Annotated in this window: 15 protein-coding genes; 7 read left to right on the top strand and 8 right to left on the bottom strand. The window is 74.5% G+C overall.

The genetic code is table 11. The annotated features are described in order from the left end of the window. Positions 1 to 106 precede the first annotated feature (106 nt). Both ACIPUC_RS08620 and ACIPUC_RS08615 read left to right on the top strand, forming a co-directional pair. Complete coding sequence (locus ACIPUC_RS08620; RefSeq protein WP_446587758.1) at positions 107 to 1,156, top strand: AI-2E family transporter; 1,050 nt, start codon at positions 107 to 109, stop codon at positions 1,154 to 1,156. A gap of 30 nt (positions 1,157 to 1,186) precedes the next feature. Continuing rightward, entirely contained in the window at positions 1,187 to 3,220 is a 2,034-nt protein-coding gene (locus ACIPUC_RS08615; protein ID WP_446587756.1) for a prolyl oligopeptidase family serine peptidase, read from the top strand. A 146-nt stretch (positions 3,221 to 3,366) separates the two neighbouring features. On the opposite strand, the gene ACIPUC_RS08610 is transcribed toward ACIPUC_RS08615, so the two are convergent. The 3 genes from ACIPUC_RS08610 to ACIPUC_RS08600 form a co-directional block, all read right to left on the bottom strand. Continuing rightward, the gene (locus ACIPUC_RS08610) at positions 3,367 to 4,374 is read right to left on the bottom strand and encodes an endonuclease/exonuclease/phosphatase family protein (protein WP_446587754.1); all 1,008 of its coding nucleotides are present in this window, start codon (positions 4,372 to 4,374) and stop codon (positions 3,367 to 3,369) included. Positions 4,375 to 4,470: 96 nt separating this feature from the next. Next, positions 4,471 to 5,136: a hypothetical protein gene (locus ACIPUC_RS08605; RefSeq protein ID WP_446587753.1), complete on the bottom strand. Its 666-nt coding sequence runs from the start codon at positions 5,134 to 5,136 to the stop codon at positions 4,471 to 4,473. 133 nt (positions 5,137 to 5,269) lie between these two features. Continuing rightward, positions 5,270 to 7,333, bottom strand: a complete 2,064-nt coding sequence (locus ACIPUC_RS08600) for an RICIN domain-containing protein (RefSeq protein WP_446587751.1) — start codon at positions 7,331 to 7,333, stop codon at positions 5,270 to 5,272. Between the two features lie 408 nt (positions 7,334 to 7,741). On the opposite strand from ACIPUC_RS08600, the gene ACIPUC_RS08595 reads away from it, so the two are divergent. Then, positions 7,742 to 8,125 (top strand): MazG-like family protein, encoded by a 384-nt coding sequence (locus ACIPUC_RS08595; protein WP_446587749.1) that lies wholly within the window; start codon positions 7,742 to 7,744, stop codon positions 8,123 to 8,125. A gap of 43 nt (positions 8,126 to 8,168) precedes the next feature. Here ACIPUC_RS08595 and ACIPUC_RS08590 read toward each other — a convergent pair whose 3' ends face one another. Then, positions 8,169 to 9,062 carry a sigma-70 family RNA polymerase sigma factor gene (locus ACIPUC_RS08590; RefSeq protein ID WP_446587747.1) on the bottom strand — a complete coding sequence of 298 codons (894 nt, stop codon included), beginning with the start codon at positions 9,060 to 9,062 and terminating at the stop codon, positions 8,169 to 8,171. A gap of 172 nt (positions 9,063 to 9,234) precedes the next feature. On the opposite strand from ACIPUC_RS08590, the gene ACIPUC_RS08585 reads away from it, so the two are divergent. Continuing rightward, on the top strand, positions 9,235 to 12,447 hold the full coding sequence (locus ACIPUC_RS08585; protein ID WP_446587745.1) for an amidohydrolase family protein: 3,213 nt from the start codon (positions 9,235 to 9,237) through the stop codon (positions 12,445 to 12,447). On the opposite strand, the gene ACIPUC_RS08580 is transcribed toward ACIPUC_RS08585, so the two are convergent. After that, complete coding sequence (locus ACIPUC_RS08580) at positions 12,444 to 13,217, bottom strand: SGNH/GDSL hydrolase family protein (protein ID WP_446587743.1); 774 nt, start codon at positions 13,215 to 13,217, stop codon at positions 12,444 to 12,446. The genes ACIPUC_RS08585 and ACIPUC_RS08580 overlap by 4 nt on opposite strands. Further along, positions 13,214 to 13,789: a PadR family transcriptional regulator gene (locus ACIPUC_RS08575; protein ID WP_446587741.1), complete on the bottom strand. Its 576-nt coding sequence runs from the start codon at positions 13,787 to 13,789 to the stop codon at positions 13,214 to 13,216. Before ACIPUC_RS08575 ends, ACIPUC_RS08580 begins: the two co-directional genes overlap by 4 nt. Before the next feature lie 87 nt (positions 13,790 to 13,876). Here ACIPUC_RS08575 and ACIPUC_RS08570 point away from each other — a divergent pair, with 87 nt between their 5' ends. Further along, positions 13,877 to 14,308 carry a nuclear transport factor 2 family protein gene (locus tag ACIPUC_RS08570; protein WP_446587739.1) on the top strand — a complete coding sequence of 144 codons (432 nt, stop codon included), beginning with the start codon at positions 13,877 to 13,879 and terminating at the stop codon, positions 14,306 to 14,308. Between the two features lie 42 nt (positions 14,309 to 14,350). Here the strand turns inward: ACIPUC_RS08570 and ACIPUC_RS08565 are convergent, their stop codons facing one another. Then, complete coding sequence (locus ACIPUC_RS08565) at positions 14,351 to 14,530, bottom strand: hypothetical protein (protein ID WP_446587738.1); 180 nt, start codon at positions 14,528 to 14,530, stop codon at positions 14,351 to 14,353. A gap of 153 nt (positions 14,531 to 14,683) precedes the next feature. Here ACIPUC_RS08565 and ACIPUC_RS08560 point away from each other — a divergent pair, with 153 nt between their 5' ends. Together ACIPUC_RS08560 and ACIPUC_RS08555 are read left to right on the top strand one after the other, a co-directional pair. Next, positions 14,684 to 14,824: a hypothetical protein gene (locus tag ACIPUC_RS08560; protein ID WP_446587736.1), complete on the top strand. Its 141-nt coding sequence runs from the start codon at positions 14,684 to 14,686 to the stop codon at positions 14,822 to 14,824. A gap of 28 nt (positions 14,825 to 14,852) precedes the next feature. Next, a complete protein-coding gene (locus tag ACIPUC_RS08555; RefSeq protein ID WP_446587734.1) occupies positions 14,853 to 17,453 on the top strand; it encodes a hypothetical protein in 2,601 nt (866 codons plus the stop codon). 7 nt (positions 17,454 to 17,460) lie between these two features. Here ACIPUC_RS08555 and ACIPUC_RS08550 read toward each other — a convergent pair whose 3' ends face one another. Then, positions 17,461 to 18,243 (bottom strand): class I SAM-dependent methyltransferase, encoded by a 783-nt coding sequence (locus tag ACIPUC_RS08550; RefSeq protein WP_446587732.1) that lies wholly within the window; start codon positions 18,241 to 18,243, stop codon positions 17,461 to 17,463. Positions 18,244 to 18,249 lie beyond the last annotated feature (6 nt).

Genomic DNA, 18,249 nt, shown 5'->3' with positions numbered 1-18,249 from the left:
CATCGTCGGCGCTCGGCTGCGGCCAGGCAACGGATTATCCGCCCCGGACGAGCGAATCCGGGGCCGCGCGCGTGCCGTCGGGGATTCGCGGTGGCACCCATGGGCCATGCCGCCGGTGTCAGCGTTCCTTCGTACGGCCGCGTCGTACGCCTGGCGCCTGCTGGTCGTCGCCGCCGCCGTCTACGCGGTCTTCGCCGTCCTGGGCCGTTTCCACGAGATCGGCGTGGCGCTCTTCCTCGGCCTCGTCGTCACGGCCCTGCTCTCCGGCGCCACCCGCCGGCTGGCACGCGTCATGCCCCGGTCCCTCGCGGTCGCCGTCTGCCTGCTCGGCAGCGCGGCGCTGCTGCTGGGCGTGCTGGCGCTGGTGGGCGAGGCGGTGGCCGGGGAGAGCACCACATTGGTACGGGAGTTCCGCGCGGGCCTGGGCAGGATCGAACGCTGGCTGGAGCAGCCGCCCTTCCGGCTCAACCCCGGGGCGCTGTCGGACGTGCAGTCCCGCGTCGGGCAGTACCTGTCGAGCCACCGCTCGACCCTGCTCAGCAGGGCGCTCAGCGGAGCCGGTCACCTGGTGCACGTGCTCACCGTCCTCGCCCTCGCCGTCTTCTCCGCCGTCCTCTTCCTGCACGGCGGCGACCGCCAGTGGTCCTGGTTCTGCGCGCAGCTGCCCGAGACGGCCCGCGCGCGGGTGGCCGTCGCCGGGCGCGCGGCATGGCGCACGTTCACCGGCTACACCCACGGGATCGTGCTGGTCGCGGCTACCAACGCCGTCCTCGTCGGGGTGGCGCTGTACTTCCTCGGGGTGCCGCTGGCCGTCCCGCTGGCGCTGCTGGAGTTCCTCGCGGCTTTCGTCCCCCTGATCGGCTCCCCGGTCGCGCTCGCGATCGCCGCGGTCGTCGCCCTGGCCGCGAAGGGACCGCTGGTCGCGGGCGTGGTGGTCGCGCTGATCGTCGTCATCGGCCAGATCGAAGGGCACCTGCTGCATCCGCTGGTGATGAGCTGGGCGGTGCGGCTGCACCCGCTCGTGGTGGCGATCTCGGTGATCGCGGGCGCCATCGCCGCCGGTGTGGTGGGCGCGGTCGTCGCGGTCCCGCTGGTCTCGGTGACCTGGTCGGTGCACACCGCCCTGCGCGAGTCCAGGGCGGAGGTCTCGCCCTGACCGGCGCCGCGCGTCGGGCACAATCGCCGGATGAGCGATGAAGACCCGTACCTCTGGCTGGAAGACATCACCGGCGAGGCCGCCCTCGGCTGGGTCCGCGAGCGCAACGACGAGACGGTGGCCGCGCTGACCGGGACCCCGGGGTTCAAGGTGCTCCAGAGCGCGATCCGCGAGGTCCTCGACGACGACGGCCGGATCCCCTACGTCGTCCGCCGCGGCAGCCACCTGTACAACTTCTGGCAGGACGCCGACCACGTACGCGGGCTGTGGCGGCGCACCACGCTGGAGGAGTACGCCAAGGACCGGCCCGTCTGGGAGCCGGTCCTGGACCTGGACGCCCTGGCCGAGGCCGAGGGGGAGAAGTGGGCCTGGGCGGGCAGCAGGGTGCTGGGGCCCGAGTACCGGCACGCCCTGGTCCTGCTGTCGCGGGACGGGGCGGACGCCTGCGTGGTGCGCGAGTTCGACCTGGAGACCCTGGAGTTCGCCGAGGGCGGGTTCGAGGTCGCGGAGGCCAGGACCACCATCGGCTGGATCGACCGCGACCGGGTCTGGATCGGGACGGACTTCGGCCCCGGCTCGATGTCCGGGTCCGGCTACCCGCTCCAGGTACGCCGCTGGCGGCGCGGCACGCCCCTGACCGACGCCGAACTCGTCTACGAGGGCCGGGCCTCCGACATCTCGGCCTCCGGCTGGCACGACGACACACCGGGCTTCGAACGGGACTTCCTCCACCGGCAGATCGACTTCTGGCACCAGGAGATGTTCCTGCGCCCGGAGGACGGACCGGACGCGGAGCCGGAGAAGATCGACGTACCGGACGACGCCGCCGCCTCCGTGCACCGCGAATGGCTGATCGTCGCCCCCAAGTCGCCGTGGCTCGGCCACGACGCGGGCACGCTGCTCGCCTTCGACTTCGACGCCTTCCGGGCGGGGGAGCGGGAAGCGGCGGTGCTGTTCACCCCGGACGAGCACACCGCGCTCGCCGGGTGGAGCTGGACCCGCAACCACCTCATCCTCACCACCAGCGCCGACGTCTCCTCCCGGATGGAGATCCTGACTCCGGGACCCGGCCCCGACGGCTGGCGCCGCGCCCCGCTGGCCGGGGTTCCGCCGCTGTCCACCGCCTCGGTCACCTGCACCGACCCGGACGTCGGCGACGAGTACTTCCTGAACGTCTCAGGCTACCTCCAGCCGTCCACCCTCTACCGGGGCACGGCGGGCGAGGGCGCGGGCGAGAGCCTGAAGCGGGGACCGGCGCTGTTCGACACCGCCGGTCTCGCCGTGCGCCAGCACTTCGCGGTCTCCGCGGACGGCACGCGGGTCCCCTACTTCGTCGTCGGCCCCGAGGACCGGCCCGGTCCCGGGCCCACCCTGATGTACGGGTACGGCGGCTTCGAGATCTCCATGGTCCCGCAGTACAGCGCGGTCACCGGCCGGGCCTGGCTGGCGCGCGGCGGTACGTACGTGGTCGCGGGGATCCGCGGCGGGCACGAGTACGGGCCGGACTGGCACCGGGCGGCCCTCGGGGCGAACCGGGTCAGGGCGTTCGAGGACTTCGCCGCCGTCGCCCGGGACCTCACCGGCCGCGGCATCACCACCCCCGCCCAGCTGGGCATCGAGGGAGGCAGCAACGGCGGCCTCCTGATGGGCGCGATGCTCACCCGCGACCCGGAACTCTTCGGCGCCGTCGTCGCACACGTGCCGCTGATGGACATGCTCCGCTTCCACCGGCTGCTCGCGGGCGCCAGCTGGACCGCCGAGTACGGGGACCCCGACAACCCCGCCGACCGGCCCCACCTGGAGGGGATCTCCCCCTACCACCGGATCCGGACCGAGGGCCCCGCGTACCCGCCCCTGCTGCTGCTGACCTCGACCCGCGACGACCGCGTGCACCCCGGCCACGCCCGCAAGATGGCCGCCCGGCTGCGGGAGTTCGGGCACCCCGTCCTGTTCCACGAGCACCTGGGCGGCGGCCACTCCGGGGCCACCGACCACGAGCAGACGGCGTTCAACGAGGCGCTCGTGCACACCTTCCTGTGGGACCGGCTGACCCCGGGGGCCTGAGACCGGCCCGGGCCCGGGCGCACGGGAGGCGGCCGCCCTGCCGCGCCGGCTCTCCGGCGGGCAGCGCCAGCCGGCTGCTGCTCGCGTCCGTACCCCGACCGGGCTGGGCCCCCGACGCGATCGGCCGCCGACGCCGCGAAGCCTCGTCACCGTTGCAGCGACGCCGCCACCGGCAGGTGATCGCTGGCGGTGGCCGGAAGGGTCCACGCCGAGACCACGGTGAGCTCGCGGACCAGGATCTGGTCGATGCGGGCGACCGGGAACCGAGCGGGCCAGCTGAAGCCGAAGCCCGCGCCCGCCGCCTCCTGGGCCGAGCGGAATCGGCCCGTCACCGGCGCCAGCGCCCGGTCGTCGGTCGTGCCGTTGAAGTCGCCGAGCAGGAGCGTGCGCCCGGCCGGGGCGGAGTCCAGCTCCGCGGCCAGCCGGCCCGCGGCCTCGTTGCGGCGATCGGTGGTGAAACCCGAGCCGAGGCGGACGCGTACGGAAGGCAGATGGGCGACGTAGACGGTGAGCGGGCCCTCGGGCGTGTCGGCGGTGGTCCGCAGGGCACTGCGCCACGGCACCAGCGGCACGGCGGACGTGTCGCGCAGTGGATAGGTGCTCCACAGGCCGACCGTGCCCGCCACCGCGTGGTACGGGTGGGTCCCGGCGAGCGTCTGCTCGTACTGGCGCAGTGCGGGCCACGTCAGTTCTTCCAGGGCGATCAGCTGCGCGCCCGAGGCGGCGAGGGAGCGGGCGGTGCCCGCCGGATCGGGGTTCACGTCGTCCACGTTGTGGGTGACGACGGTGAGGTCCGCCGGGCCGCCGGTTCCCCGGTCGAGGAACGTGCCGCCGTGGAGGCCGGCCCAGGTGACCGCGGGCAGGAGGACGGCGACCAGTGCCACCCGGGAGCGGCGCAGCAGCGCGGCGGCGAGCAGCGCCACGACCGCCGCGGCGGTCCAGGGCAGGAACGTCTCGACGAGGCTGCCGAGGTGGGGACCGCGGTCCGGAATCCAGCCGTGCAGCGGCATCGGCAGCGTCACGAGGACGGCGAGGACGGCGATCACCCGGCCGCGGCGGGTGCGCAGGACGCGGCGGACGCGGGGGAGACCGGGGAGCCGGGGGAGGACCCGGCGGCGGCGCGGGGCCGTCGGCGTGACTACGTGCACGTTCATGACCTCGAGGACGCTCGCAAGGGGGTTCGAGGTTCTGCCCGTACTCCGTACCCCTTGCTCCCTACCCCGTAGCCGCCGCCGGGGGGTCCGGGGTCCCTACCCGGACGTCCGCTCCGAGCCCTGGCCGGCGGCGCGCATCCGCCGCACCCGCCGGCGGCGCAGCAGCAGGCCGCCGGCCGCGCCGGCCAGGGCCGCCGCCGCCACGCCCGCCGTGGTCCACCAGACGGTGTGGTCCGCGGTCCCGGCGGGCGGTGTGGCGGGAGCCGAGGGAGTGCCGGCGGGGGCAGGGGCGGACGCCGGTGCGGCTACGGATACGGATACGGATGGCGACGGCGATGCGGGGACCGGAGTCGTCGGGGCCGGAGCACCGGTGGCGGGTGCCGGGTCCACCACGGGTACGGAGAGCTCGAGTTCGCCGTGCCCGAGGTCCGGGAACCCCACGTCGATGGAGACCTTCCAGTTGCCGGGCGGCAGTATCTCGGCGGTGGTCCAGCCCGCGGGGGCGGCGGCGACATCGCGGATCAGGCGCCAGGGCCCCAGTGAGCGGGAGCCGTCGGGGCTGACGGCGTTCACCGTGGCGGCGACGGCCTCCTCGACGGGGTCCCCGTCGTTCTCCCAGGTGACGTCGGCGGTGACGTGGCCGTCCCGCTGCCCGGTCACGGTCACCTTCACGGTGTCGCCGTGGGCGTGGGCAGCGGTGGGGGCCAGGAACATGAGGCCGACTGCGGCCAGCAGGGCCGGGAAAGCGGTTCGTATGCGCATCGTGGCGGTGCTCCGGGTGGCTGGGATGAGGGGACCGGCGGACGGCCGCGTGTGCGGCCGTCCGCCGGGGGTGGGCCGGCCGGGGCGGTCGGTGACCATCCGTCAGCCGGTCAGCGGTGGGTGGACCGGCAGGTCAGCCGGCCTTCTGCACGGTCCACGCCTGCGTGGCGCGGCCGTCCGCCCGCTGGAGGTCGAGCAGCCAGTTCCCGTAGTAGGGGCGGTTGCTCACGGTCAGCGCGAAGCCGCCGCTCGGGTCCGTGACGGTGACCGCGCCACCGCGGGAGGTCAGCTTCCAGGCCTGTGCACCGTTCGCGCCGCAGGGCTGCTGGGCGACCCACATGCCCGCGGCGGGGGTACCGCCCGGCTGCAGGCACTTGCCGGAGACCGCGGACCGGATGCGGACCTGCCCGCTGCCCGCGTCGTCGAAGTACCACTGCTGCTGGGCGTATCCGTTGGCCCGCGCACCGACGAGTACGGTGCCGTCGGCGCTGCGGCCGCCCCACACCTCGGCGTTCATGCCGGTGCTGCCGTTGCCGAGCAGGTACTTGGCGCCCGGGGTGGTCGCCCCGCCGCCCGTGCCCGACGTGCGGAAGGAGGCGGCCTTGCCGGGTCCGCTGTCACGGCCGGAGCCGTCGCGGACCGAGACGGTGACCGTGTACGCGGTGTTGGGCTGGAGGTTGTAGATGCGCAGCGCCTGCGACTGCACCCAGGTCAGGTGCTTGCCGTTCAGCATGACCTGGTACCAGGCGGCGCCTTCGACCTTGGGCCAGCTCACCACGACGGAGTCGGACTGGATCTGAGCGGCCGTCACGGCCGGACCGCCAGTGGGCTTCTTGGTCGGCGACGGAGTGGGCTTCTTGGTGGGGGTCGGGTTCGGGTTCGGGTTCGGACCCGGGTCGGTGCCGCCGCCCTTGGTGCGCATCAGGAACTGGTTGTCGGCGATGTTCCAGTGCGTGGCGAGGTAGCTGCCCGCCTTCGGGCTGGTGTGGAAGTAGTCGTCGTGGTTGCAGTCCAGGATGTTCTCGGACGCCTGGTTGGTGCAGATGTTGCGCATCTGCGGGTAGTACGGGGTGTCCGAGTAGCACATGACGTCGAACTCGTCCGTGCAGTGCGCGCCGCGGCTGGTGTTGGGAGCGCTGTTGTTGACCGCGCCCAGGTTGTGGCCGAGTTCGTGCGCGGCGGTGTGTCCGCCCCAGCAGCCCGAGTCCGTACGCCCGTACGACGGGCCGAAGTTGCTCTGGTTGGCCTGGCCGGGCCGCTCGTCCCCGTTGAAGGTGCCGATGCCGCAGTAGACCTGGCTGTCGGCAAAGATCATGTACTTGCGGTCGCGGCGGTCGAGCCCCTTGGCGGCGAGCGCGGCGTTGGTCGCGCTGAACTCGGCCAGCGCCGAGGCCGGGAGCTCGATGTTGAGCACCGTGGGCGTGCAGTCGGCGGCCGTCACGTAGCGGATGTGCCGGATCCCGCCGGTCTCCTGGGCGCTCGCCGCGTAGATGAGGTCGGCGTCGGCCGCCCACTTGCGGAACGAGGCGACGTACTCGGAGTAGCGGTCGCGGCCGGGAGCGTGGACGTAGACCACCTGGACGCGGTTGCCGGTGCTGCCGTCGCCGTCGCACTGGACGGTCTGGCCCGCGGGACCTGCGGCGACGGTCTGGCCGCCGGTGGACGAGGCCGCGGGAGCGGGCGTCTTCGAGGCCACCGAGGCGGCGTCGGCGGCGGCGGGCGCGTCCTGAGGACGCCCGCCGCCTTCCGTGCTCGCCGGGTCGTCGCTCGCCGGCCGGGCCGGGTCGGCCGCGGGGGCCGAGGCCTTGACGACCGGTGCGATCTCCTTGGTGATGTCGACGCCCTTGGGCGGGGCGTCGGGGCCGTGGGTGCAGTGGCCGACGTCGGTGCGGTAGACGCCGACGCACTTGTCGCCCTTCGGGGCGACCTGGAGGCCGTCGTAGACCATGCCGCGCGCGCTCTCGTTGGCGGGCGCGCTCGCGATGGGCTCCGGCTCCTGGTCGCGTGCGGGCGCGGCCGCCGGGGCCGCGGCTTCCGCGGCGGCGGCCTCGGCGGGGGCCGCGGCCTGGGCCCCGTCGCCGAGTCCGGAGTAGGCGATGCCGGTGGCTATCACCGCCGCCGTGGCCATGGCGGCGGTGAGGAGTATCAACCGCCGGGGTTTGCGGCGGTGTTCGCGCCGTCTGCGTCGTCCTGTCATGGGCACCTCAAATCGTGAGCGGAACACTGGGTGCGCGGAAGCCTGCCAGACGAATGCGCCGGAGAATTCGGACAAAGGGGAGGGTGGTTCGAGAAATCGTTCCGTTACCTGTTGATCGGATTTGACGAACCATCAATTTTCAATAAAACAAGGGCAGTTACGCGCGTCGCATAGGATTGGTCCAGGCCAATAAAGGGGAGTCGTTATCAAATCGAGATATGAACCGGAGCCTTATTGACGGGAATTCAGTCAGGTATTCATCCAATAACTACCTGTCGAATTGCCTCCGTTACGACCCGTGAGGAACCGTCCGCATCCCCCTGCTAGCCGCCGACAACGGGACAATCGGCCACGGGTCGGCACCAGCAGGCGGATAGGGTGCTGCCCCCGCTCGACGGAGGTACGACGATGAACCCCGGGACCGAACCGCTCGCCGCATGGGCCACGATCACCGCGCTGGCCGCCCGCTTCGACGCCTCCGACGCCGCGCAGGGGCTGGAGCCGGAGGAGAGCCACCTGCTTCAGGTGCTCAAGATCGGTGAGGAGTTCGGCGAGGCGGCCCAGGCCGTGATCGGAGCCAAGGGCACCAACCCGCGCAAGGGCCGCTCCCACACCTGGGAGGACGTCCACGACGAGATCTGCGACGTCGTCATCACGGGCATGGTCGCCCTGGCCCGGATGCGCCCCGACGCTGCCGCGTACTTCGCCGGGCAACTCGCGCTGAAGGCAGCCGCGTTCCTGCCCGCCCCGGCGCCGCCGCTACCTCAGCAGGGCGCGCCGCTGCCGGAGTGACCGCCGTCACGGGGCGCGTCCTCCTGCGTGTCCGGCCGGCGGTTCAGCCGTCGATGACGCTCAGGTCGAGGCGTGCGAGGCGCTCGGGGTCCGTGAGGATGTCGAGGGCGGTGATCCTGCCGTCCCGCACGGTGAACCCCATGACCGAGAGCGGTCGGCCCTGCGACAGCGAGACCACGCCCGGGATGCCGTTGACCAGCACCGGGTGTGCGGCTTCGGCGAACCGGGCGAAGGCGATCGCCTGGGAGGCGACCTCGGCCGCGCCGCGCCGGAGCACGCTGGGGAGCAGCGTCCCGCCGTCGGAACGCGCCACGATCTCGGGGTCGAGGACGGCGACGAGGGCCTCGAAGTCCCCGCCGCGCGCGGCGGCCAGGAAGGCGTCGACGACCGTACGCAGGCGGGCCCGGTCCGTGTCGGGAGCGGGCTCCGCGCCGTGGACGCGGCGGCGGGCGCGGCTGGCGAGCTGCCGGGTGGTGGCCGCGCTGCGCCCGAGCACCGGGGCGATCTCGTCGAAGGGCACGGCGAACATGTCGTGCAGCACGAACGCCAGCCGCTCGGCGGGGGAGAGGGTCTCCAGGACGACCATCAGCGCGATGCCGACCGAGTCCGCCAGGAGGACCTCCTGCTCGGGATCGAGTCCGTCCGCCCTGCTGACGACCGGATCGGGGATGCGCACCTGCCCGTCCCGGTCGTGCAGGGGATCCTCGCTCCGCGTGGTCCGCGAGCGCAGCATGTCCAGGCACACCCGGCCGGTCACCGTGGTCAGCCAGCCGCCCAGGTTCTCCACCGCGTCGGCGTCGGAGCGGCTCAGCTTGAGCCACGTCTCCTGTACGGCGTCCTCCGCCTCGCTCAGCGAGCCCAGCATGCGGTAGGCCACCGCTCGCAGATGGGTGCGGTGCCCCTCGAAGCGCTGCGCCAGAAGGTCGTGGTCGCTCACCTGTCACATCCCCCGTGTTCCCTGCCGTCCTCCGTGCCGCCCACTGCCGTACTGCCGTACTGCCGTAACGGACGATAGCCGACGGGCCGTTGCCGCGACGGGACCGTGATCGTTCGAGTGGCTGAGAGTGGCCGGGGCGGTCATCGATCGACACGTGAGGCGAGTGGTCGGCATGCGGATTGCGCGCAGGACGGTTCTGCAGGCGGCTTCGGCCGGCGCCCTGGCGGCGCTGGCCGGCCGCCCCCCGACGGCCGCGGCGGCGCGCACCCGGCCCGAGCCGCCGCCCGGGGACCTGGTCCGGCTGCGCTTCACCCGCGCCACCAACGGCGCCGCGACCGCCACCGCCACGGGGGACCGGGTCATCGCGGAGGTCCAGAACATCCTCTGGTCCCTCCCCGCGGACGGATCGCCCGCGTCCCCGCTCACCCCGCCCGACCTGGAGCCCGGCCGACCCGTCTTCTCCCCGGACGGCCGACAGGTGGCGATGAGCGCCTACCGGGGCGGCGCGTTCCACATCTGGGTGATGCGCGCCGACGGCTCGGGCCTGCGGCGGCTCACCGACGGCCCGTTCGACCACCGCGCTCCGGCCTGGTCGCCCGACGGCCGCACCCTGGCCTTCTGCTCCGAACGCGGCGGCGATCCGGTGACGGGCAGTCCGTACCGGATCTGGACCGTCGCGGTCGCGGACGGCCGCCTGCGCCGCCTGACGGGCCTGCCGGGGCAGTCCGGCCCCGACCAGGCCGGGCAGGGCGGCCACGGGCAGGAGGGCCGGGACGCCGCCGTGTGGGAGGACTTCGACCCCGTCTGGTCGCCGGACGGCTCCCGCGTGCTGTTCCTCCGCGGCACGCTCGCCGGCGAGACACTGACCGCCCGGACCCTCGCCTCCGTCCCCGCCGACGCCCGAGGCCCCGTACGGACCGAACACACCGTCACCGACGGCAGCCTGCGCACGCCGGCGCTCTCCCCGGCCGGGCGCACCGCGTGGCTGTCCGCCGCCCCAGGCCCCCGCAAGGCCGAGATCCTCAGCCTGTACGTGGACGGCCGCCGGCTCGGCCTCGACGGGGACCTCGCGCCCGCGCCCCCGCGCTGGATCGGCGACGACCGCCTGCTGATCACCCTCGACGGCCGGTTCCGGGTGATCGAACCCGACGGGGACACCGCGGGCCGTGCGATTCCCCTCGACGCCACCCTCGAAGTGACCCGCCCCCGGCGAAGGTTCAAGGAGTACGTCCTCGAGGCCGAGCGGAGCCGCCCGGTGCGCGGCATCCACCTGCCGTGCCTGTCGCCCGACGGCCGCAGCGTGGCCTTCGCCGCGCTCAACGCCCTGTGGGTCGCGCCCGTCACCGGGGGCGCACCGCGCAAGGTCCTCCAGGCCCCGGCCACCGCGTACGTGCAGGGGCCGGTATGGACCCCGGACGGCCGGGCCCTGGTCTACACCGACGACCGCGACGGGCTGAACACCGTACGCCGCAGGGAACTCACCGGCGGCCGCGAGAGCGTCCTCGCCGCGGGCGGCCGCGTGTACGGGGCCCTCTCGCCGGACGGCACGCGGCTCGCGGCCCTGGACCTCGCCGGACGGCTCCTCGTCCGCGAACTCGCGACCGGCACCGAGACCCCCCTGGTCGCCGCCCTCGGCGGCGGGGGCCTGCCCGGCCCGCCCAGCTGGTCACCCGACGGGCGGTACGTCGCCCTCTGCGACCGCAACCGCCTCAGCCGCCGCTTCCGCGAGGGCTACAACCTCATCCGGATCGTCGACACCACCACCGGTGCGGCCCGCCTGCACGCGCTCGCCCCGCACGCCTCGCTCTCGGACCGCTACGCCTCCGGTCCCGTCTGGTCGCCCGACGGCCGGTTCCTGGCCTGCGTCGGCGAGTCGGCCCTGTGGCTGCTGCCCGTCGCCCCCGACGGCACTCCCACCGGCCCGGCCCGCCTCCTCACCGACGAGCCCGCCGACCACCCCTCGTGGTCCGCCGACTCCCGCACCCTCCTCTACCAGTCCTGCGCCCGCCTGCGCCTGCTCAACCTCGACGGCGCGGGTGCACCCGCCGGGGGCCCCCGGACCGTGCCGCTCGCCCTGACCTACCGCCGCCCCGCCCCCGTCGACACCGTCGTGCACGCCGGGCTGCTGTGGGACGCCACCGGCGCACCGCCCCGCGCCGACGCCGACATCCTCATCAGCGGCGGCCGGATCACCGCCGTCGAGCCCCACCGTCCGGGCCGCCGCGCGGCACGCCTGGTCGACCACTCCGCCGGCACGGTCCTGCCCGGCCTGTGGGACTCCCACGTCCACCCGTATCCGTACACCTACGGAGCCCGGCAGGGCACGCTGCACCTCGCCTACGGGGTGACCACCGCCGTCTCCCTCGGCGGCTCCGCCTACGAACAGGCCCGGCTGCGCGAGGACATCCGGGCCCGCCGGCTCGCCGGACCCCGGCTGCTGGCCGGCGGCGAGCTCCTCGACGGCTCCCGGGTCGCCTACAGCATGGGCCGGGCCCACCGCACCCGCGCGGGGTTCGCCCGGTCGCTGGCCCGGGCCGAGGCGCTGGACTGGGACGTCGTCAAGACCTATGTCCGCGCCCCGTACGCGCTCATGGAGGAAGCCGCCCGGTTCGCCCACGAGCGGCTCGGCGTACTGGCCGGCTCCCACCTGTGCGCCCCCGGCGTCCAGGCGGGCCAGGACCTGACCACGCACCTGGTGGCGACCGAGCGCGCCGAGTACGGCCACGGCGCCACCCCGATGGGCCACACCTACCAGGACACCCTGGAGGTCTACACCCGCGGCGGATTCGACCTCGTCGCCACCCCCTTCACGGCCCTGCCGCTGATCGGCGCCGATCCGGAGCTCGCCGCGGACGCCCGGGTCACCGCCCTGATGCCGCCCTGGGACGTGGAGGCCGTCCGGGCCGCCGCGGCCCAGCCGCCGACCGCGGCGCAGAGCGAGGTCCTGGAGCGGGAAGTCACCACCTACCGGCGGCTCCTGGCGGGCGGCGGCCGCCTGGTGCTGGGCACCGACGCCCCGCTCACGCCGGTCGGCCTGCACCTCCACCTGGCCCTGCGCGCCCTGCACCGGTACGGCCTGTCCCCGGCGGAGGCGCTGGCCACCGTCACCCGCACCCCGGCCCGGGTCTTCGGCGTGGCCGACCACCTCGGCACGGTCGAGCCCGGCAGGATCGCCGACCTCACCCTCGTGGACGGCGACCCCTTCGCCGACTTCGCCGACCTGATCCGGGTACGGGCGACGGTGCGCGGCGGAACCCTCGGTGAACGCGCCGACCTGGAACGGGCCTTCATCCACCCGGCCGCACCCGGCCCGGCCGCCGGCGACTGGCGAACCGTCCTGCACCAGATGCTCCGCGACGGCTGCTGTACGGGTGGTGACCGCTAGCGCAGCGGCAGGAGGTCGGGGCGTTTCGCGGTGCGGCCGTCGCCGGAGGAGCGGCCGCGCAGGCGGCGGCCTATCCAGGGGCCGAGGAACCCGGCCGCCCAGCGCAGTTCGGCTCCGGCGGCCTGCAGGCGGCCGGGCGCCGGCCGGGGCGGCAGGGGGAGGGTCCAGGAGTCGTCGCTGCCGGGGAGGCGGACGGCCTCGGCGAGGGCGGCGGCGATCCGGGCGTGGCCGACGGGACTGACGTGGAGGCGGTCCGCGGTCCACAGCCGCGGGTCGGTGGCGACGGGTTGCGCGGCGATCTCGGCGACCGTCACCCCGTGCCGGGCGGCCGCGGCGCGGACGCGGTCGTTGAGGCCGGCCAGGCGGGACCCGAGCGGCCGGGCCAGCGGCGCGATCTCCCCCAGATCGGGGACGGTCACGGTCACCACGTGGGCCCCGGCCGCCGTGAGCGCGGCGAACATCTCCTCCAGGTGCCCGGCCACCGCCACGGCGTCGAAGCGGGGCCGGAGCAGGTCGTTGACCCCGGCGACGACGGTGACCAGGTCGGGGCGCAGGGCCAGGGCGGGCGCCAGCTGCTCGGCGCGGACCTGGCCGGCCAGGCGTCCGCGTACGGCCAGATTGGCGTACCGCAGCCCGGGGTCCACCGCCGCGAGGTGTTCGGCGAACCGGTCGGCGAAGCCCCGCAGTCCGACGGTGTCGTCGCCGTCGCCGATCCCCTCGGTCTGGCTGTCGCCCAGGGCGACGTAGCGCAGGTACGCACCGTTCGTCACGAGTGGTCGCCCTTTTCTCCGGTCAGTCTTGCCTTCAGGACGGCCGCGGTCCGCAGGCACCAGTCGCGGTGGCCCTGTTCGAAGGCCACGCCGCGCAGGCACGTCAGGTATCCGCCGACCCGTTCGCCGTGCAGGAGGAACTCCTCCTCGTCGGCGTCGCCGCGCATCCGCCGCAGCAGGCTGTCGAGCAGCTCGATCTTGGCCTCGGCGGCGGTCGCCCGCGCCTCCAGCTGTTCGATCACCGGCACGGTGCCGACGCGGTCGGCGGTCTGGACCTTGACCAGGAGGTCGTCTCGGATGACCGAGGGCTTCGCCCCGGCCGCCGCGAACTCCTCCAGCGCGGCGCGGCCGGCTTCGGTGACGTGGAAGAGGCGCTTGTTGGGCCGGGTCTCCTGCACCACCTGCCGGCCCGCCACCAGGCCCTCCGCCTCCAGCTTGGCCAGTTCGGCGTACAGCTGCTGGGGGAGCGCGTGCCAAAAGTTCGCGACGCTGATGTCGAACACCTTGGCCAGCTGGTATCCGCTGTACTCGCCGTCCAGCAGTGCCGCCAGCACGGCATGTCGCAACGCCATCGCCGCAGCCCCTTCCCTTGCCTCGTCCGTCCGGTGCATCATACTCAAGAAAGTGACTAGTCACATTCTTGAATATCAGGAGGGGTCATGGAGACTGCCGAACGCTTCCGCGCCGCCGTGGAGAAGCGCGATCTCGCCGTGCTGGACGACCTGTTCACCGAGGACATCCGGTTGTACAGCCCGGTGAAATTCACCCCGTTCGAGGGAAAGCAGATGGTGCTGGGACTCTTCGGGGTCCTGCTGCGCGTGTTCGAGGACATCCGCTACGTCGGGTACCTGGAGGGCGCGGCCGAGACCGGCGCGGACGGCGAGGAGGCACCGTCGGCGATCCTGCCCTTCCGGGCCGTCGTGAACGGCAAGCAGATCCACGGGATCGACCTGCTCCAGCTCGACGAGGCGGGCCGGGTCAAGGAGTTCACCGTGATGGTCCGGCCCCAGTCGGCCGTGCAGGCCCTCGGCCAGGCGGTCCTGGCCGGCCTGGTGGCCGACGGCCTCGTCCCCGACCCGGCCGCCGGCTAGACCCGGCTCCCGCCGCCGGCTAGACCCGGCTCCCGCCGCCGGCTAGGTCCTGTTCTCGCTGTCGGCGAGGATCAGGTCGGCGGCGTAGTGCGGGCAGGACGCCGTGTGCCAGGTCACCGACAGCGAGCCCGCCACGGCGCTCAGGGTCCGTGCGACCCCCTCCTTGTCGGTGGCCCGGCAGTACGGGCAGACAACGGTCCTGGGGCGCAGAAAATCGAGCATGGTCACGTCCTTCCCGCGGGCAGTGTGCACACGGACTGGTCCAGAAGTATCAAATCCCGGCGCTATCGGGTCGCGATACCCGCGAGTACGCACAAACCGTTCTCATCAGACGTGGCAGCGGAGTTGTCAGTGGGGCCTGGCAGCATCGGAGGCATGAACCTTCCCGTCCCTCTTCCGTCGGAACCCCACAGGTCGGAGGCGTACGCCGACTGGGTGCGCGCCCACGACCCGGGTGCGGAAACCGCCGCGGTCGCCCTGCTCGCCGACGTGCGCGACCGCGTGTCGCGCGCGTAACCCGAAGGCGGGCCGCGCCCTGGACGGGATGGTGCACCTCGCCCGGCAGCTGCCGCCGCGTCATCTGCCCTGGTTCTGGGACACGGTGGCCCACCGGCTGATCTCCTGGGACCCGAAGGCCGCCGGGCGCGCCTACACCCAGGCCCGCACCGCGGAGCGGGAGCACGCCCTGCCCGTCGACCCCGCCTGGCGCAGGGAGAACGTGCTGCTGCTCGCCCGCGCCGGCGCCCTCCCGGCCAAGGAGTTGAGCGGCCACCAGGCCTGGCTGGCCGCGCAGCTGGACCCGGCCGACGCGCACGCGCAGTACGTACGGGTGCTCACCGCGTGGGCGGCCTCGCCCGGAGGGCTTCCCGCCGATCTGGCCCGCCGGGTCCGGGCGTCGGTGCGCGCCGCCGGGCTCGACGCCGCCGAGGAGGCCCGGGTACTGGCCCCGCTGATCGGCGCGGCGCACGGGAAGGCCGTACCGGACACCCTGCTCGACGCGGTCGCCGCACTGCTGGCCGACCACCCGCAGGACGACGGGGTGAACGCCCGGCTGCTGGAGGTGTTCCCGGAGTCGAGGAACGACGCGGCGGCCTGGCTGCGGCTCCTGCTGCGCTCGGGCGCGGCCGGCGCGGTGGCCGCCGGGCGGATCACCCCGGAGGGCGGCCTCGCGGCCTGGCTGGGGCGCTACACCCGCGCGTACTCCCACCGCAAGCAGCCGTACGGAGGCGTCTCCCGGCAGCCCATGCCACCGGAACTGCTCGACCTGGTGGCCCGGTTCGCGCCCCGGCTGCGCGCGGCCGGTCAGCCCGTCCGGCTGCACGAGGACCGCTACCGCTGGCCCGGCCTGGACGCGGACCTGCTCGACCTCTGCCTCGCCGAGCGGCTCGCGGTGGAGGACCCGGGCGAGCGGATCCGGATCCACTTCTGGGGCGAGCGGTCGCGGCGCGACCTCAAGGCCCTCGCGGGCGACCCGGTGTTCGGGCCCCGTCTGGAGGGCACCGAGCCCGAGCCCGAACCGGCGCCGGAAACCGAAGCCCAAGCACAAGCCCCAGCCCCAGCCACTGCCGGAGCCGGGCACGGCACCGGCGCCGGGGACCGCGACGCGGCCGCGTACGCGTGCGTCACCATCGGCCGTGACGACGCGGCGCGGCTGCCCCTGCTGCTGCACCTGGTGGCCGAACGGGGCCCGCTCGCGCCGCCGCCCGAGGCGCTGGAGCTGTTCTCGCGGCGTACGGGAGTCCGGCGCGCGATCGCCGCCCTGGTGCTCGGCGGGCTGCCCGGGCGGGCGCACCACGACGAGCACCTCAAGCTGCTGCGCGCAGCCCCGTACAGAGCCGACAAGGCGATGGCCCGGGAGTACGACGACCTCTGCCACCGCCTCGGCGACGCCGGGCGGCGTGCGGTGCTCGCGGCGGGCGTGCCCGAGGACCCGGCCGAGCTGTGGGAGAGGGGCGCGATGACGGCCGCGGCCGAACGGATGGCCGCGGTCTGGGCGGAGCTGCTGGGCACCACCCCGTCCGTGGACGAGGAACTGGCGGCCGCACTCGAGGCCGACCTGGGCCTGGGCGACGGCTGGGCCCGCGCCCTCACGGCCGGCCCGGCAGCCGCGCGTGCCCTGGTCCCGGGCGGCGCCGGGTACGTCCTGGTGGCCAACCGGAGCGGCGGGCTCACCCTGCACCACGCCGAAGCGGACGGCAGCGCCGGCCGCCCGGCGGGCCTCGGCCGGCCCTTCCCCGCCGAGCCCGCGTCCGTCGTGGCCTGGGCGCTGGCGGAACGTCCGGCGGGTGATCCGGCGGCGCGGGGCGCCGTCGCCCTGTACGGCGCCCTGCGGGCGCGGCTGGAGGACCCGGCGACGCTGATCCCGCTGTGCTGGAACGGGGCACTGGGCCGCGCTGCGGCCGAGGACCCGGCCTTCGTCCCGTACGCGGGCACTGTTCTGCCCTGCCCGGAGCCGCCCTACCGGGAGGACACCGAGCCGTCCGCGGCGTACGACGACGGGCTGTTCGTGGTCGCCGTGCCGGGCCGCAACGTGTTCCTGCGTCCGGCCGCGCTGGCCGATCCGCAGCGGGTGGACCGGGCGGTGCGGCTCTGCGGCGAGCTGGGCCTGCCCGAGGTGCTGGAGGCCGTCCGGCGGATCCAGGCCGTGTGCGGCGGGGGACTCGCCCGGATGGTCGCCCGCGCGACCGCGACGCCGGTGCCGCCGGGCGGCTACGAGCTGAACCCGGCGCTGAGCGCCCCGGAGCTGGTTGCCGAGGCCGCACGCGCCCTCGGGGTCGGCGAGGACGCCGCCGCCCTCCACCTCCAGCTGCTGTCCCTGGCCCGCCCCACGGACCGTAACGTCCGCCGCTGGAACGGCTGGACGCCCGGCCGTCACAAGGCGGCCCGGGCGGAGCTCGAGGCGGCGGGCGTGATCGACACCGGAAAGCGGGCCCGCGCCGGACGGACGGCCTTCGCCCCGGGCGGGTGGACCGAGTTCAAGGCCCCCCACCTCCCGCTGGAGACCGCCAAACTCTCCGCCCACGGGGTGTGCGGCGACGCCTCGGAGCTCCGCGGCCCCTTCATCCGCCTGCTGCCACCGGTCCCGCCGCACGAACTGTTCGCTCTGGCCTGGGCGGAGGCGGCCGCGCGGGCGGACGCCGGCTGACCTGTGGTCAGCCCCTCCGCCGTACGCGCAGCACGTCGGCCGTCAGGTCGTCCTCCAGGGCGAGACCGGCCCGCGCGAGCTCCTCGGCCAGCTGCCGAGCGGTCATCGGCCGGAGCAGGAAGGTCTCCTCGGCCCGCCGCAGGACCCGGCCCCGACGGCACACCAGATAGGTGTAGTCGCACCGGATCCGGCCCTCGTCGTCGGCGCGTGCCGTGACGTGCCCGCGGTAGCTGTCGGTGCCCAGGCGCACCTCGCCCAGCGAGCGCCGGGTGGGCCGGGCCGGCAGCCGGGCCGGCGGGCGGTCCAGGAGGAGCAGGCCGCCGGGCACCAGCAGATCGGCCATCGTCCGCCACAGCGCGCGCCGCTCGTCGGGCGGCAGGCAGGGGATCATCCGCAGGCACACCACGAGATCCGCCTGCCCGGTGAGCGACAGCTCGAGCGCGGAACAGGCGTGCACCGTCACCCGGTCGGCGGCCGACCCGCCGACCGGGGGGTGCAGGCGGGAGAGCAGCAACGCCCGCATCGCGGGCGCCGGTTCGACGGCGTGGACCGGCACGATCGACGCGTTGATCAGCACCTGGGTGACCAGACCGGTGCCCGCGCCCACCTCGACGATCCCGACCCGGGCCGCCGAGGCCGGAGCGGCGAGCGCCTGCGCGTGCCGGTGGTACGACCGGGCGTGCAGCAGGTCGTAGAACTCGGCCGACGCGGCATACGCCCCGGTGTGTTCCACGGGCCGCGCGTCCACCCCTCGTGCGTCCACCCCTCGTGCGTCCACCCGTATGTCCATCGGCCC

Source organism: Streptomyces sp. LARHCF249 (assembly GCF_052871255.1).
Note: the sequence above shows the minus strand (reverse complement) of the source record. Positions and strands in the feature narration are given on the sequence as shown.

What these genes read in the sequence shown, in the direction of transcription:
- ACIPUC_RS08620 (WP_446587758.1), top strand. Translation starts at nt 107, where the DNA reads ATGCCGCCGGTGTCAGCGTTCCTTCGTACGGCCGCGTCGTACGCCTGG.
- ACIPUC_RS08615 (WP_446587756.1), top strand. Translation starts at nt 1,187, where the DNA reads ATGAGCGATGAAGACCCGTACCTCTGGCTGGAAGACATCACCGGCGAG.
- ACIPUC_RS08610 (WP_446587754.1), bottom strand. Translation starts at nt 4,374, where the DNA reads ATGAACGTGCACGTAGTCACGCCGACGGCCCCGCGCCGCCGCCGGGTC.
- ACIPUC_RS08605 (WP_446587753.1), bottom strand. Translation starts at nt 5,136, where the DNA reads ATGCGCATACGAACCGCTTTCCCGGCCCTGCTGGCCGCAGTCGGCCTC.
- ACIPUC_RS08600 (WP_446587751.1), bottom strand. Translation starts at nt 7,333, where the DNA reads ATGACAGGACGACGCAGACGGCGCGAACACCGCCGCAAACCCCGGCGG.
- ACIPUC_RS08595 (WP_446587749.1), top strand. Translation starts at nt 7,742, where the DNA reads ATGAACCCCGGGACCGAACCGCTCGCCGCATGGGCCACGATCACCGCG.
- ACIPUC_RS08585 (WP_446587745.1), top strand. Translation starts at nt 9,235, where the DNA reads ATGCGGATTGCGCGCAGGACGGTTCTGCAGGCGGCTTCGGCCGGCGCC.
- ACIPUC_RS08575 (WP_446587741.1), bottom strand. Translation starts at nt 13,789, where the DNA reads ATGGCGTTGCGACATGCCGTGCTGGCGGCACTGCTGGACGGCGAGTAC.
- ACIPUC_RS08570 (WP_446587739.1), top strand. Translation starts at nt 13,877, where the DNA reads ATGGAGACTGCCGAACGCTTCCGCGCCGCCGTGGAGAAGCGCGATCTC.
- ACIPUC_RS08565 (WP_446587738.1), bottom strand. Translation starts at nt 14,530, where the DNA reads ATGCTCGATTTTCTGCGCCCCAGGACCGTTGTCTGCCCGTACTGCCGG.
- ACIPUC_RS08560 (WP_446587736.1), top strand. Translation starts at nt 14,684, where the DNA reads ATGAACCTTCCCGTCCCTCTTCCGTCGGAACCCCACAGGTCGGAGGCG.
- ACIPUC_RS08555 (WP_446587734.1), top strand. Translation starts at nt 14,853, where the DNA reads ATGGTGCACCTCGCCCGGCAGCTGCCGCCGCGTCATCTGCCCTGGTTC.
- ACIPUC_RS08550 (WP_446587732.1), bottom strand. Translation starts at nt 18,243, where the DNA reads ATGGACATACGGGTGGACGCACGAGGGGTGGACGCACGAGGGGTGGAC.